At 45.6% G+C, this 13,462-nt stretch carries 14 protein-coding genes; 12 read left to right on the forward strand and 2 right to left on the reverse strand.

Annotated features, from left to right (window positions below; genetic code table 11):
* The 9 genes from QTO00_RS06770 to QTO00_RS06810 all read left to right on the forward strand — a co-directional run.
* On the forward strand, positions 1-1,035 hold a 1,035-nt coding region (locus tag QTO00_RS06770), incomplete at its 5' end, for a FimV/HubP family polar landmark protein (protein ID WP_331423838.1).
* Between the two features lie 115 nt (positions 1,036-1,150).
* Positions 1,151-1,945: a tRNA pseudouridine(38-40) synthase TruA gene (truA, locus tag QTO00_RS06775; RefSeq protein ID WP_331423840.1), complete on the forward strand. Its 795-nt coding sequence runs from the start codon at positions 1,151-1,153 to the stop codon at positions 1,943-1,945.
* 175 nt (positions 1,946-2,120) lie between these two features.
* A complete protein-coding gene (accD, locus tag QTO00_RS06780; protein ID WP_331423842.1) occupies positions 2,121-3,047 on the forward strand; it encodes an acetyl-CoA carboxylase, carboxyltransferase subunit beta in 927 nt (308 codons plus the stop codon).
* Positions 3,048-3,091: 44 nt separating this feature from the next.
* Positions 3,092-4,357 carry a bifunctional tetrahydrofolate synthase/dihydrofolate synthase gene (folC, locus tag QTO00_RS06785; protein ID WP_331423843.1) on the forward strand — a complete coding sequence of 422 codons (1,266 nt, stop codon included), beginning with the start codon at positions 3,092-3,094 and terminating at the stop codon, positions 4,355-4,357.
* A complete protein-coding gene (locus QTO00_RS06790) occupies positions 4,358-4,897 on the forward strand; it encodes an SPOR domain-containing protein (protein WP_331423844.1) in 540 nt (179 codons plus the stop codon).
* Positions 4,898-4,961: 64 nt separating this feature from the next.
* Positions 4,962-5,453 carry a CvpA family protein gene (locus QTO00_RS06795; RefSeq protein WP_331423845.1) on the forward strand — a complete coding sequence of 164 codons (492 nt, stop codon included), beginning with the start codon at positions 4,962-4,964 and terminating at the stop codon, positions 5,451-5,453.
* 34 nt (positions 5,454-5,487) lie between these two features.
* A complete protein-coding gene (gene purF / locus QTO00_RS06800; protein ID WP_331423847.1) occupies positions 5,488-7,002 on the forward strand; it encodes an amidophosphoribosyltransferase in 1,515 nt (504 codons plus the stop codon).
* Positions 7,003-7,159: 157 nt separating this feature from the next.
* Entirely contained in the window at positions 7,160-7,684 is a 525-nt protein-coding gene (locus QTO00_RS06805) for a DUF4823 domain-containing protein (protein ID WP_331423848.1), read from the forward strand.
* Between the two features lie 248 nt (positions 7,685-7,932).
* Complete coding sequence (locus QTO00_RS06810) at positions 7,933-8,337, forward strand: nuclear transport factor 2 family protein (protein WP_331423850.1); 405 nt, start codon at positions 7,933-7,935, stop codon at positions 8,335-8,337.
* A 125-nt stretch (positions 8,338-8,462) separates the two neighbouring features.
* On the opposite strand, the gene znuB is transcribed toward QTO00_RS06810, so the two are convergent.
* The gene (znuB, locus tag QTO00_RS06815) at positions 8,463-9,248 is read right to left on the reverse strand and encodes a zinc ABC transporter permease subunit ZnuB (protein WP_331423857.1); all 786 of its coding nucleotides are present in this window, start codon (positions 9,246-9,248) and stop codon (positions 8,463-8,465) included.
* Positions 9,241-10,026 carry a zinc ABC transporter ATP-binding protein ZnuC gene (gene znuC / locus QTO00_RS06820; RefSeq protein ID WP_331423852.1) on the reverse strand — a complete coding sequence of 262 codons (786 nt, stop codon included), beginning with the start codon at positions 10,024-10,026 and terminating at the stop codon, positions 9,241-9,243. Before znuC ends, znuB begins: the two co-directional genes overlap by 8 nt.
* A gap of 80 nt (positions 10,027-10,106) precedes the next feature.
* Between znuC and QTO00_RS06825 the strand changes: the two genes are divergently transcribed.
* The 3 genes from QTO00_RS06825 to QTO00_RS06835 all read left to right on the forward strand — a co-directional run.
* Positions 10,107-10,985: a zinc ABC transporter substrate-binding protein gene (locus QTO00_RS06825; RefSeq protein ID WP_331423854.1), complete on the forward strand. Its 879-nt coding sequence runs from the start codon at positions 10,107-10,109 to the stop codon at positions 10,983-10,985.
* A gap of 204 nt (positions 10,986-11,189) precedes the next feature.
* Positions 11,190-11,810 carry a hypothetical protein gene (locus QTO00_RS06830; RefSeq protein WP_331423855.1) on the forward strand — a complete coding sequence of 207 codons (621 nt, stop codon included), beginning with the start codon at positions 11,190-11,192 and terminating at the stop codon, positions 11,808-11,810.
* A gap of 53 nt (positions 11,811-11,863) precedes the next feature.
* A partial coding sequence (locus QTO00_RS06835) for a two-component regulator propeller domain-containing protein (RefSeq protein ID WP_331423856.1) occupies positions 11,864-13,462 on the forward strand: 1,599 nt, incomplete at its 3' end.

Consider the following 13,462-nt stretch of genomic DNA (forward strand, 5'->3'; position numbering starts at 1 on the left):
CCTGGGCTAGAAGTTGAAGCGCCAACTACTGAGATTGATGAACCGATTGAGCTCGACGATTTGGAGCTACCAGAATTTGGTGAAGAAGACGCACTAGCTGAAATGGCCGCTGAGCCCGAGCTAGAAGTTGAAGCGCCAACTGCTGAAATCGACGAATCGACTGGGCTAGATGACTCAGAACTGCCAGAGCTAAACGTAGAACAAGCACTAGCAGAAGCGACAGAAGAGCCAATTGAGTTTGATGAACTCGATCTACCTGAGTACAACGAGGAAGACGCGCTAGGCGATGTAGAGCCAACCAGTGATGAGTCAGCGCAAGATGACTTTGAACTAGAACCCGTTGAGCTGCCTGAACTAAGCGAAATCCCTTCGGAGAACGTGAGCCCTGCTGTCGAAGAAAGTGATTTAGCCCACCAAGATTACGATGAAAAGGCCTTCGATGAGCTTTTGTCGGAAGAGGAGCAAGAACAGACACCAAGCTTCTCTTTTGATGCGCCACTAGATACGACTACTACAGATAGCGCAGGTATGGATATTGGTGCCATGCTTGAAATGGGTGAAGACTGGAACGGCTTTAGCCTTTCACCTGAGCAACAGGCAAGCATTTCAGATGATATTCCTGATGACCAAGCGGATATCTGGTCGCAAGATAATGTCCCTGAACAGGCGCAGATTCTCGATGAAAACTGGGAAGATCAACCTGACCTTGAAGATTTCAATCCGAAAGAGAATAGCTACCGCACCATTGATGAGTTAATGGCTGAAGTGGAATCGGAGGAAGAGCAAGAGATCGATGATGAGCTCAAACTCGATGTTGGTTTGAATGACTTCCCTGATGTCATTGGCGATATCGGTGATGCGACAGATATTGACGCCAACGCGGAAGCTGCGGGTAAGTTAGATTTAGCGAAAATCTATGTCGAGATGAACGACTCCCAAGGAGCCATTAAGTTACTTGAAGAGGCGATTGTCGATGGTACCGATGAAATCCGTCGCGAGGCTAAGAACCTGATTGATGCTATTAACAACAGTTAAGCGCTGATAGATGGGTAAGGGGGCGGTTTAGCCCCCTTATTTTTTGGTATATACTTGCCGCCCATAAATTTGGGTCTATCGATCCTAGTTCAAATAATCCAACGAGAACATCTAGATGAGAATTGCTTTAGGCATTGAATACAATGGCACTCAATATTTTGGTTGGCAGCGCCAACGAGAAGTGAAAAGCGTCCAAGAGAAGTTAGAACGCGCATTGAGCATCGTTGCAAACCATCCTATTGAAGTTCAGTGTGCTGGCCGCACCGATGCAGGTGTTCATGGTACGGGGCAGGTTGTCCATTTTGATACCACAGCAACGCGCAAAATGGTGGCTTGGACCATGGGTGCCAATGCTAACCTACCCGATGATATCGCTGTACGTTGGGCGAAAGAGGTGCCTGAAGAGTTTCATGCACGTTTCTCAGCAACGGCGCGTCGCTATCGCTACATCATCTTCAACAGTGCTCTTCGTCCGGGTATTTTGTCTTCTGGGGTTAGCCACTACCACGGTGAGCTTGATGAGCAGAAAATGCATCAAGCGGCGCAATATCTGCTAGGCGAGAATGACTTTACTTCGTTCAGAGCAACCCACTGCCAGTCACGCAGTCCGTGGCGCAATATGATGCACATTAATGTCACTCGTCATAACCAATATGTAGTGATTGATATTAAAGCGAATGCGTTTGTACACCACATGGTACGTAATATTACCGGTAGCCTTATCTGTGTCGGTCGAGGTGAGCAGAAACCGGAATGGATTAAACAGCTTCTGGAGATCAAAGATCGCAAGCAAGCAGGGGCGACAGCTAAGGCTGAAGGCTTATACTTGGTAGACGTTGATTACCCAGAAGAATTCCAATTGCCAAGAGTGCCGATCGGACCACTATTTTTGCCAGACAATTTGAACTAAACCGTGGTAAATTGTCGAACTAATCAGGTCTTTAGTGTGTGCGGTCTGTATTCAAGAAATAGGTACAACCAGTTTTTTGTCTACACTTGGCATTTAATATGCTTTAATCCTCACGCGTAAATTCAGAATTTGTTTCCCGCGCTTTTGGCGTGGGATTAGAGAGAAAAGGTCTTCCATGAGTTGGCTTGAAAAGATTTTAGAAAAAAGCAACATCGTAAGTTCACGTAAAGCGTCTATCCCTGAAGGGGTTTGGACAAAATGTACTTCATGTGAGCAAGTGCTTTACCACGCTGAACTAGAGCGTAACCTAGAAGTATGTCCGAAATGTGACCATCACATGCGTATGCGTGCCCGTCGTCGCCTTGAAACTTTCCTAGACGAAGATAACCGTGTAGAGATTGCCGACGAGCTTGAGCCGCAAGACAAACTGAAATTCAGAGACTCGAAGAAATACAAAGATCGTATTTCAGCAGCTCAGAAGAGCAGTGGCGAAAAAGACGCACTTGTCGTAATGAAAGGTGAGCTTCTTGGTCAACCTATCGTAGCTTGTGCCTTCGACTTCTCATTTGTGGGTGGTTCAATGGGCTCTGTGGTCGGTGCGCGTTTTGTTCGTGCAGCAGAAGCCGCGATGGAAGCAAACTGTGGTTTGGTTTGTTTCTCAGCAAGTGGTGGCGCACGCATGCAAGAGGCGTTGATGTCTCTAATGCAAATGGCAAAAACCAGTGCGGCTTTAGAGCGTATGTCTGCTAAAGGCCTACCTTTTATTTCAGTAATGACTGACCCAACAATGGGTGGCGTATCAGCAAGTTTAGCTATGCTTGGCGACATCAACATTGGCGAGCCAAAAGCCCTAATCGGTTTTGCTGGTCGTCGTGTTATCGAACAAACGGTACGTGAAGATCTTCCTGAAGGCTTCCAACGCAGTGAGTTCCTACTTGAGCACGGTGCGATTGATATGATCGTTGATCGCCGTGAAATGCGCCAACGTATCGGTAGCCTAATGGCGAAGATGAACAACAAACCATCACCTTTGGTGGTTTCTGTTAACGATTCGCCAAATGAACCTGCTTATTCTGTACCAGAAGCAGACGAAAAAGGGTAAAGTAACTCACTAACAAGCAACCACAATCAATTGGTTATAGTTAGATGAGTCAAAACCAAGTTCCCCAAGCCACATCCTCTCTACAGGTGTGGCTTGATTATTTAACCAACGTTCATACCTCAGCGATCGATCTCGGTCTAGATCGCGTTCAAGCTGTTGCTCAAGCAGCGAATCTCACTAAACCTGCTCCTACTGTTATTACCGTTGCTGGTACCAATGGCAAAGGTTCAACCTGTGCTTTGATGGAAGCGATCCTGCTTGACGCTGGTTACACGGTCGGTGTTTACAGCTCTCCGCACCTTATTCGTTACAACGAACGTGTGCGTATCAATGGCGAAGACCTCAGCGACGAAAAGCACGTGCAAGCGTTCGACTTTATTGAAAAACAGCGCGGTGATATTAGCTTAAGCTTTTTCGAGTACGGCACTCTAGCTGCTTTGCGTTTATTTCAAACCGAGAAGGTGGAAGTGGTACTGCTTGAAGTTGGATTAGGTGGACGCTTAGACGCGACTAACGTGGTTGACCATGATATCTCAGTGATCACTAGCCTAGCCATTGATCATGTTGACTGGTTAGGTGATGACATCAACGTCATTGGCTTTGAAAAAGCGGGCATCTACCGCAGTGGTAAACCAGCCATTTGTGGTCAGCCTAAAGCGCCAGCTACCGTTGCTGCGCACGCTGATGATATTGGCGCTGAGTTCTATGCTGTTGATATTCAGTACAGCTACAAGCTGCAAAGCGAGTCGGTTTGGCAGTGGACACATGGTTGCTACACGCTCGATGACTTACCCGTACCAGGCTTACCGCTTCAAAACGCAGCTACGGCGCTGATGGCGTTAGCGACTGCCAACCTAGACCTTAGCGACGTTAATATCGTTAATGGCCTAAACAAGGCTAAACTACCGGGTCGTATGCAAGTACTAAGCTTAGAGCCAACGATATTGCTCGATGTGGCGCACAACCCGCACTCCGCAGAGTACTTAGTAGAACGAGTAGGGCGAGAGTGCCAAGGCAAGAACATTCATATTGTGGTCGCTATGCTGCACGATAAAGACGTACAAGCGACTTTGAATGCTTTGAACCCAATTGCGGCGAAATGGTATCCAGCGTCTCTCTCTGGCCCTCGTGCGGCAAGTGCAGAGGAATTGTGTCAGTACCTGCCTACAGGCACTCAGCAGTATGCAAACCCAGTGGCAGCATTTGAAACTGCAGTGACAAATGCCGAGCCGCAAGATGTTATTCTGGTGGTTGGTTCGTTCCACACTGTGGGTGAAGTCCTAGAGCACTGGCAAAATAAAGGTGAATAAATGGCAAGCAAATTTCAAAATCGTCTCGTAGGCACCATTATTCTTGTGGCGATAGGCATTATTGTTTTACCCGATGTGCTAGACGGCAAGAAGAGTCATTACAAGGAAGAGATCGCGAGCATTCCGCTTAAACCAGAGCTTGATAGCGATCTTGAGAGCTTTGAAGTACTTGAACCGGTTGATGATAGCCAAAGCCTACCTGACACCCCTGTAGAAATCGTGATTGATGGCGCAGACGAGGTCGCGGATAATAAGCCGCTACCAGTGGTCATCAAAGAGGTTCCAGAGCGTAACGAGTATCAAGATAGCGCGTGGATTATCCAGTTGATGGCGCTTAAAAATGCCGACAATGCGAAGAACTTGGTAAAGGATCTACAAAAGCGTGGTTACCAAGCGCACACCAAACCAGAGAATGCTTTCACCCGAGTCATTATTGGCCCGGATGTATCGAAGAGCAAACTAGAGCGTCAGATCATTGAACTGGAAAAAATTACCGGTTCTAGAGGTCAACTGCTCAAATTTAAACCACTAAACCCATAAGAAAACGTTTGCGTCAGCTTTTTTTCTGTTAAAATGCGCGCCAACTTAAGATGTAAGTACACAAATGAATCCATTAGATATTGTCATTTTAGGTGTGATCGGCCTGTCGGCTTTGATCAGTTTAGTTCGTGGTTTCGCTAAAGAAGCGTTGTCATTGGTGATTTGGTTTGGAGCCTTTTTTATCGCGAGTCAGTACTACGCGAAGTTAGCGGTCTACTTTACCAATATCGAAGACGACATGGTTCGTAACGGTGCTGCTATTGCGGCGTTGTTTATCGCGACACTCATCGTTGGTGCTCTCATTAACTATGTGATTGCCCAATTGGTTGAGAAAACGGGCTTGTCGGGCACAGATAGAATACTGGGTATCGTCTTTGGCGCTTTGCGTGGTGTCTTGATTGTATCTGCCGGACTATTTTTTATGGATGCGTTTACTTCGTTTCCAGATTCACAGTGGTGGAGAGGGTCTCAATTGGTGCCGGAGTTTAGCCGCGTCATTGCCCCTTTCTTCGAACACTTACAAGCAACATCTAGTTTCTTATCTGGCGCGCTATAACGCGCCAGTCATAGTCAAAATCGAGGGTTAGGACATGTGTGGTATTGTTGGAATCGTGGGCACTACGCCTGTAAACCAGTCTATCTATGACGCATTGACGGTATTGCAGCATCGTGGCCAAGATGCCGCGGGTATTTGTACCATAGAAAGCAATCGTTTTCGTCTGAGAAAAGCGAACGGTTTAGTGAAAGATGTGTTTGAAGCAAAACACATGCAAAGACTGCAAGGCAGCGTTGGTATCGGCCACGTTCGTTACCCAACGGCTGGTAGTTCAAGTGCTTCTGAGGCTCAGCCATTCTATGTAAACTCTCCATTTGGTATCACACTTGCGCACAATGGTAACCTAACCAACGCAGCGGAAGTTCGTGAAAAGCTATTTGCCAAAGACCGTCGTCATGTCAACACGACTTCAGACTCCGAAGTTCTGCTTAACGTTCTAGCTCACGAAATCGACACCGTAAAAGGTAACGTCACTGCTGATGATGTCTTCCGCGCAGTAACCAACGTTCACCGTACCATTAAAGGTGCCTACGCAGTGACTGCAATGATCATCGGTCACGGTATGGTTGCTTTCCGCGACCCTAATGGCATTCGCCCTCTATGCCTTGGTAAGCGTGAAATCGAAGGCAAAGTCGAGTACATGGTGGCTTCTGAATCGGTAGCTCTCGATGCAGTAGGCTTTGACTTCCTGCGTGACGTCGCACCAGGTGAAGCCATTTACGCTACTTTTGACGGTGAACTTCACACTAAACAGTGTGCCGATAATCCAAAACTTAACCCATGTATCTTCGAGTTTGTATACTTCGCTCGCCCAGATTCGTTTATTGATAAGATCTCGGTATACAGCGCACGCGTTGAAATGGGTAAAAAGCTTGGCGACCGCATCCGTGACGAGTACGAACATCTAGATATTGATGTTGTTATCCCAATCCCAGAAACGTCGTGTGATATCGCGCTACAGATTGCTCAGGCGATTGATAAGCCATACCGCCAAGGTTTCGTTAAGAACCGCTACGTTGGCCGTACTTTCATTATGCCGGGCCAACAGCAGCGTAAGAAATCAGTACGTCGCAAGCTAAACGCAATCCGTTCAGAGTTCAAAGACAAGAACGTACTACTGGTTGATGACTCAATCGTTCGTGGTACAACTTCTGAGCAGATCATAGAGATGGCACGAGACTCAGGTGCGAAGAAAGTATTCATGGTGTCAGCAGCGCCAGAGATTCGCTTTCCGAATGTTTACGGCATCGACATGCCAAGTGCAAGTGAGCTAATTGCTCACGGCCGTGACAATGACGCTATCTGTAAGCAAATTGGCGCAGATGAGCTTATCTTCCAAACTATCGAAGATTTAGTTGATGCTGTTGGTATGGGCAATCGCGAAGTAGAGCGTTTCGAGACCTCTGTATTCAGCGGTGAATACGTAACAGGCGATATCGACCAAAGCTATCTGGATTTTCTAGAGTCACTGCGCAGCGACGACGCGAAAGTACAACGTGAAATCCAGCAAGACCTAGCGAACTTAGAGTTGCATAACGAAGGCGCTTAAGGCGCTAACCTTATAGTGATTTAAAGAAAGCCGATGCCTATGCATCGGCTTTTTGTTGGGAAAGACAATGCTTCTAGCTACTCGGTTACAGCAGTAGTCGCCAAAGTCGATATTTCAGCTAGAATTCATTGTGAACGTTAGTACTAGGAAAAACACAATGAAAAAACGAGTTCTCTTAATGTGTGCTGCTTTGATGATGCTAGTTGGGTGTGCTGATTCTCATAAACTAAATGTAACTAAAACAGATAGTAATGTTCGCCTGAACCCAAATCATGCTGTCTACATCGCGTTGTCAAAAGATGGTCAGTATGGAAGCCACTATTATTCTGGTTCAGGGAGCATGGTTAGCCAAACCATCAAGGGCGAGTTGTTTGCGACGTTAAACAACGTAGTAATCGCGAATAAGCCTCAAGACTATGCTGTCGCGCTAGATTTTGCTCGCTCACGTAAGTTTGATTATTTAGTGTACCCAACGATTTTGCATTGGGAAGATCGCGCCACTGAATGGTCTGCTAAGGCGGACAGAATTAAAGTCAAAATGGTGGTTGTAGAAGTAAAATCCGGCCTTGTCGTTAAGTCTGGGATTATTGAGGGGAAAAGTGGTTTAGCTACTTTTGGTGGTGATAAACCTCAAGACTTACTTCCGGATCCGACCAAAGAATTCTTTTCTAGTATGTTGTAGAAAGATGACCAACTCAGTTGTACTTTCTTCTGGGGGATGATGGTTTGATTCATTGAATTGAAAAGGGTTGATGGATATGTCAGCCCTGTAAACATTTTCTCGCTTTCCGTAGGACGAAGTCCGTTCTCGCATCCAACTCCCATATCCGACTCTCCATTCTTAGTAAGTGTTTGACAAGCATCAATATAACTACTTACCCTAAACGCGAATTAGTTTGAAATGCAGTAGACAACTTCAAGGATGTAACAATGAAAAAGCTGTTAATAGTGGTTGTGATGTTCTTTTCTTCACATGCTCTCGCCGATACTGCGCAAGATGTATTAGAAGTTATCGAAGCGAACTTGAAGTACACGCAAAACGAGGATGTAGAGGCGACGGTTGCGACGATGCACCCAGATTCTCTGTCCTACTATCCTAGTAAGCATATGATGGAGCAACTGTTTCCAGCATACGATTTAAAATACGTGTTATTGGATTATAAATTTCTGGGGTCTGATGCAGACTACGCTTACGCGCGTGTTCTTATTAGAACCACCAAAGTGGATGGCGCTGAGTTTAGAGATAATGAAATTGATGCCATACAAGTTTTTAAACAAGATAACGGCAAATGGAAGCTGTTTTCTCAAGCAAATATGACGATTAACTATCTATAGTACCTCGGGTAGGTGATGTTTGTCGTAGATGTCGACGAGCGCCCAGACTCGCCAATTCTTCGCTTTTAGGATTAGTTGTCAAAAGGGTTGACGTAAATGCAACCCTTGTAAATCGTTTCAACTCTCTAGCTTCTCACCCGATATAGCTGGCTAATCATAAACATCGCCGTAGCGCTAATAACTACCGAAGGGCCTGCTGGAGTGTCGTAGTGCCATGATAGGCTCAAACCAAGTAGCACGGCGATAGCACCGACAATAGAGGCGAGTATAGCCATTTGCTCTGGGGCATTGGCAAAGCGTCGAGCAGTAGCAGCCGGGATGATCAGCAGTGATGTCATGATCAGCGCGCCGACAAACTTCATACCAATCGCGATCACTAGGCCAACCATCAGCATCAGTAGCAGGCGCATTAGGTCAACATTGTGGCCCTCAACCGCAGCTAAATCTTCATTAACTGTGGTGGAAAGCAGCGAGCGCCAGAACAGCATGAGTACCGCTGAAACTACAGCAACACCAATATAGATATAGACGAGATCCTCTGGAGTTACGGCGAGCAAGTCACCGAACAAGTAACTCATTAAGTCGATACGTACGTTATCTAGGAAGCTGACTGCAACCAACCCGAGTGATAGCGCACTGTGGGCTAGGATACCGAGTAGGGTATCAGTCGCGACCAGTTGCTGTTTCTGAAGAGTCACTAGTATGACTGCTAACGCTAAACAACAAACAGTCAAGGCCAAGTAGAGGTTGATATCGAGCAAAAAGCCTAACGCAAGGCCCATTAAAGATGCGTGGGCGAGGGTGTCGCCAAAGTAGGCCATGCGACGCCAAACAACAAAAGAACCCAGAGGGCCTGCGATAAGTGCGATACCTAGGCCTGCCAAAATGGAAGGGAGCAAAAACTCAATCATGATGATGACCGTGAGAGTGGTGTGAACAAACATCAGCGTCACCTTCGACTGGCTCTCCAGCTAGGTCATGGTGATGATGGTTGTGCTTATGATGATAGAAAGCAAATGGTTGCTGCTGAGTATGACCAAATAGCGCGATATAGCTTGGGTGCTGTGCAATATCGGCAGGCGCACCAGAGCAACAAACATGGTGGTTAATACACACCACATCATCGGTTTTTGCCATCACTAGATGGAGATCATGCGAGACCATAAACACTGCACAGTTAAAGCGGTGACGAATCGTATCGATCAGCTCATACAGGTCGATTTGTCCTTGTACGTCGACGCCTTGGGCTGGTTCATCAAGCACGAGCAGATCTGGCCTTTGTAACAGCGCTCGCGCTAATAGTACCCGTTGGTTCTCACCACCGGATAGCGAGTGCATATTACTTTTTAGTAGATGCTCGGCCCCAACTAACTTTAGCGCATCGGTCATCTCTTGCTTACTGTATTTACCTGCTAAACGGAGGAAACGTTCAACATTTAACGGTAATGAATCATTAAGTTTTAATTTCTGCGGTACATAACCTATCTTTAAGCCTTTAGCCTTAGTTACTTTACCAGTGTAGCCTTTTAATAATCCTAATAAGACTTTGACTAGAGTAGATTTACCTGCTCCGTTAGGCCCGATTAAGGTTGTAATCTCGCCTCGATTCAGGCGTAGAGAAATGTTGTCTAGTACTTTGCGTTCACCAAACTGAACGCAAATACTATTGAGCTCGACGAGTGTCGACATGAATAGAACTCATTTGCAATTGGCTAATGTTATAATGTAACATCTATCAACTCTTTTAACCAGCTAGTATTCATCAGCTTATGAAACGTATCATTATTGCTTGTGCGATTTTGCTCGCCAGCGCTCCATTTTCCCATGCATCTACGGTGTTAACCAGTATCAAACCGATTCAACTGATTACTGTAGAACTGACAAAAAACATTTCGCAACCTGAAGTACTACTGGGCTCAAACACTTCACCGCACGACTACGCACTGCGCCCGTCCGACGTAAAGCGTCTACGTAGTGCTGACTTAGTGGTATGGTTCGGCCACGATTTAGAGCCATTTTTAGCTAAAGTGCTTGAAAAGCAGAACAATGTACTTACCCTTAGTGAGATTAAAGGCCTAGAACTGAGAGAGTTCTATGGCGGCCATCATGATCATCACGGTCATGACCATGGTACTCATGATCCTCACTTTTGGCTAGGTTATAAAACAACGCTGCAAGTGGCACGAGCAATTGTAACTAAGCTAGTAGAGATAGACGCAGAGAATAAAGCTAAGTATGAACAGAACTTTGCAGAGTTTGAACATCAGTTAACGACTCAACAGGAAGCGATTCGCGCTCAACTTAAGCCAGTCTCTCAAGCGGGTTATTTCGTTTTTCATGATGCTTACACTTACTTTGAAAAAGATTTTTCGCTAAATAATTTAGGTCACTTCACCGTTAGCCCTGAACGTAAGCCGGGTGCGAAAACTTTAATAAAAATTCGTAAGACCTTAGCTGAGAATGGAGCGCGTTGTGTATTCTCAGAACCTCAATATACTCCTGCGGTGGTTCAATCCGTGACCCGTGACAGTGATGCAAAAATCGGTATTTTAGATCCATTAGGTACCGACATCGAAGCTGTATCTGGTGGTTACTTTAAATTTAAACAGTCATTGGCTGATAGCTTTATCACCTGTTTAGCTGAGTAATGGATCACCCCGCCAAGGGCCAGAAAGTCATTGGCGGGGCGTTATCTGTGAACCATTCGAAAAAGTCATCAACTAAATCCCTTTCCTACTTGTGATTCCTTCCATTTTCTAGATAATTATTATCGCAAAATAACAAAGTGCCTTTTAAGGCTCGAACATGTCACCATGTCGTGACAACTTTATGCTGCCAGGAATCAAATTACCTTGAACAAGCTTGTAACTGTGTTGCTGCTTCTCCTATATACAGGCGTTGCTTTTGCAACCAATACATCACCGAAACTGTTTTATCCTTTGCCGACCTTGGCACAAGGCAAAGTGTTTGCGGCTAAACAGTTGTTTTTGGCTGATGATGGAGGTCTTTGGCTGCAAGATGTTCGTGATCAGGTTTTGTTCTTCGATGGTCAGAATATTCTTCCAGAGCAAGGCTCAGCACTCGACCACCAAGCATCTAAAATTGCTTTTGTTGATAACGCGTTCTGGTCTTTTTTTCATCATGAGATTTATCGCAGCGTACCTGGTCAAGATAAAGAACTAGCCTTTAGTTTAACGCCGGGCAGTGAGATTCAAAATATTGGTTCGTCTAAACGTTTTATCTGGGTATCGGATGAAACGAATTTTTATACTTACAATCTCGATAGCGAGGAAATCAAAACTTACTCTCTTTCCGAGCTTTATCAATACAATCAATCTACTCAGATTGAAATTAATGATGCAATTTTCATGTTCTCCAAATGGGTACTAGCCACTAATGCTGGGGTATTTCTTTCGCAACAGGATGAATTTGAGCATGTGGTCAGCTCCGGTAAGCATCATGTCGAGAGCTGAGCATTAGCGAAACCAGTAAAGAGTATTGGATAGGTACAGAGAACGGCTTATACGTGCACTCTTTTCTGACTGGTACAACCGAGAAGTTTGAGCAGGGTATTGGCGCGGGAAACAGCCTTTCTGGAGAAAAAATCTACGCACTTCTAAATGACCAAGTTGGTGGGTTATGGGTTGCGACAGATCGAGGTATTCGGTACTTCTCACTTTATTCGCATAAATTTATTCGCTATTCCAACGAAGCAATGTCACTTGTTAGTCGTGGTGAAAAACTGGTTGATATCTACCCGCAGGAAACTGGTGAAGGTTACTGGTTCTTAACTAATAGAGGGGTGTTTCGTCAGAACGTCCTCAATTCGGGCAATCGCACAGCATTTTATACTGGCAGCGTTTACGATGTCGAAGAGCGTAACGGCGTACTCTGGTTAGCGACGGACGAAGGTATTGTCTGTATTGATGCGGAAACAGGGAGGCCGATTAATGATGACTTACCGAGTTTCCTCAAGAGCACTAGCGTTCGCTTCATCGAGTTTAATCATAAAGGGATTTTATGGGGGGCAAGTGAAACGTATCTTTGGAGCTATGAGCTAGAGAGCAAAAGCCTCACCCAGTATGGTTCTGGATGGATGATTGAGAAACATCTGCCTGCGCAGCTAACCCATATGTCGGTAACCTCTCAAAACTATGTGATTTTAGGGACAGAGCACGGTGTTTATACACTGAGGGGGCGAGAAATAAGCTTTGCAGGTGAAAGTTTTTCCTACGGTGAAGTTATCGATGCAGTACAGGCCGACGATGATGAGTATTGGGTTGCGAGCCGTTATGGACTGTATCGCTTAGATCTGAATAAGAACAACGTTGAACCCATTGAAATGGTTAACAGCCATGTAACACCTAAGTGCTTGATTGAAAATCAATACGGTATTTGGCTAACTTCTTCTGCGGGTTTGTCTCGTTATGCTAGAAGAGGGGCATTAGTACAGCACTACGGTGAGCCGTTTGGTGTTGTGAGTAATGAGTTTCTCCCTCGAGTGTGCAGCTATTTAAACAACAGTGAACAGACGATTCTTCTTGGTGCTGAAAGTAGTTTAGTTAAAGCCGACACCCAAGAGCTCATCGTAAGCCGCCTACCCGATACCCGCGTGATATATAGCCAAGTTAAGATCAACCAAGATCTCTATTCGTTGGCGAAAACGGTTAACGAAACACCACGAGTTGCTTATGGTCAGTCGATGTTTTTTCAGTTTGGCGTCTTGCCGAGCATCAATAACATCGATCTTGAGTATCGCCTCAATCAGAGCAACGACTGGCAGTCTCTTGATGGTAGTACGCTAACGATTGAGCACCTGATGCCCGGAGAATACCAATTGGAAGTGCGTCCGGTGCGGAATGGCAGAGTCAAAGGCGAAAGTAATAGCTATCAATTTGTGATAACAGAGCCTTGGTTTCTGAGTCAGCTTGCGTTTGTTGGCTATTTTCTTGGTGTGTTACTTCTTATTGCCATGATTGTTTATTGGCGTTCACACATGATGACGGAGTCAAACAAGCAACTCAAAGCACAAGTGGCGCTGAAAACCAATCAACTTCGTCACCAGAGTCGTGTCCTGCTGGGTAATAACCACCAACTACGCAAACAGCTTCAGGTTCGGTGGATG

Source organism: Vibrio sp. M260118, assembly GCF_036533755.1.
GTDB lineage: Bacteria > Pseudomonadota > Gammaproteobacteria > Enterobacterales > Vibrionaceae > Vibrio.

Excerpts from the sequence above, each read along its gene's own strand:
- purF (WP_331423847.1), top strand. The coding sequence starts at position 5,488 with ATGTGTGGTATTGTTGGAATCGTGGGCACTACGCCTGTAAACCAGTCT.
- folC (WP_331423843.1), top strand. The coding sequence starts at position 3,092 with ATGAGTCAAAACCAAGTTCCCCAAGCCACATCCTCTCTACAGGTGTGG.
- truA (WP_331423840.1), top strand. The coding sequence starts at position 1,151 with ATGAGAATTGCTTTAGGCATTGAATACAATGGCACTCAATATTTTGGT.
- QTO00_RS06790 (WP_331423844.1), top strand. The coding sequence starts at position 4,358 with ATGGCAAGCAAATTTCAAAATCGTCTCGTAGGCACCATTATTCTTGTG.
- QTO00_RS06825 (WP_331423854.1), top strand. The coding sequence starts at position 10,107 with ATGAAACGTATCATTATTGCTTGTGCGATTTTGCTCGCCAGCGCTCCA.
- accD (WP_331423842.1), top strand. The coding sequence starts at position 2,121 with ATGAGTTGGCTTGAAAAGATTTTAGAAAAAAGCAACATCGTAAGTTCA.
- znuC (WP_331423852.1), bottom strand. The coding sequence starts at position 10,026 with ATGTCGACACTCGTCGAGCTCAATAGTATTTGCGTTCAGTTTGGTGAA.
- QTO00_RS06810 (WP_331423850.1), top strand. The coding sequence starts at position 7,933 with ATGAAAAAGCTGTTAATAGTGGTTGTGATGTTCTTTTCTTCACATGCT.
- QTO00_RS06795 (WP_331423845.1), top strand. The coding sequence starts at position 4,962 with ATGAATCCATTAGATATTGTCATTTTAGGTGTGATCGGCCTGTCGGCT.
- QTO00_RS06805 (WP_331423848.1), top strand. The coding sequence starts at position 7,160 with ATGAAAAAACGAGTTCTCTTAATGTGTGCTGCTTTGATGATGCTAGTT.
- znuB (WP_331423857.1), bottom strand. The coding sequence starts at position 9,248 with ATGATTGAGTTTTTGCTCCCTTCCATTTTGGCAGGCCTAGGTATCGCA.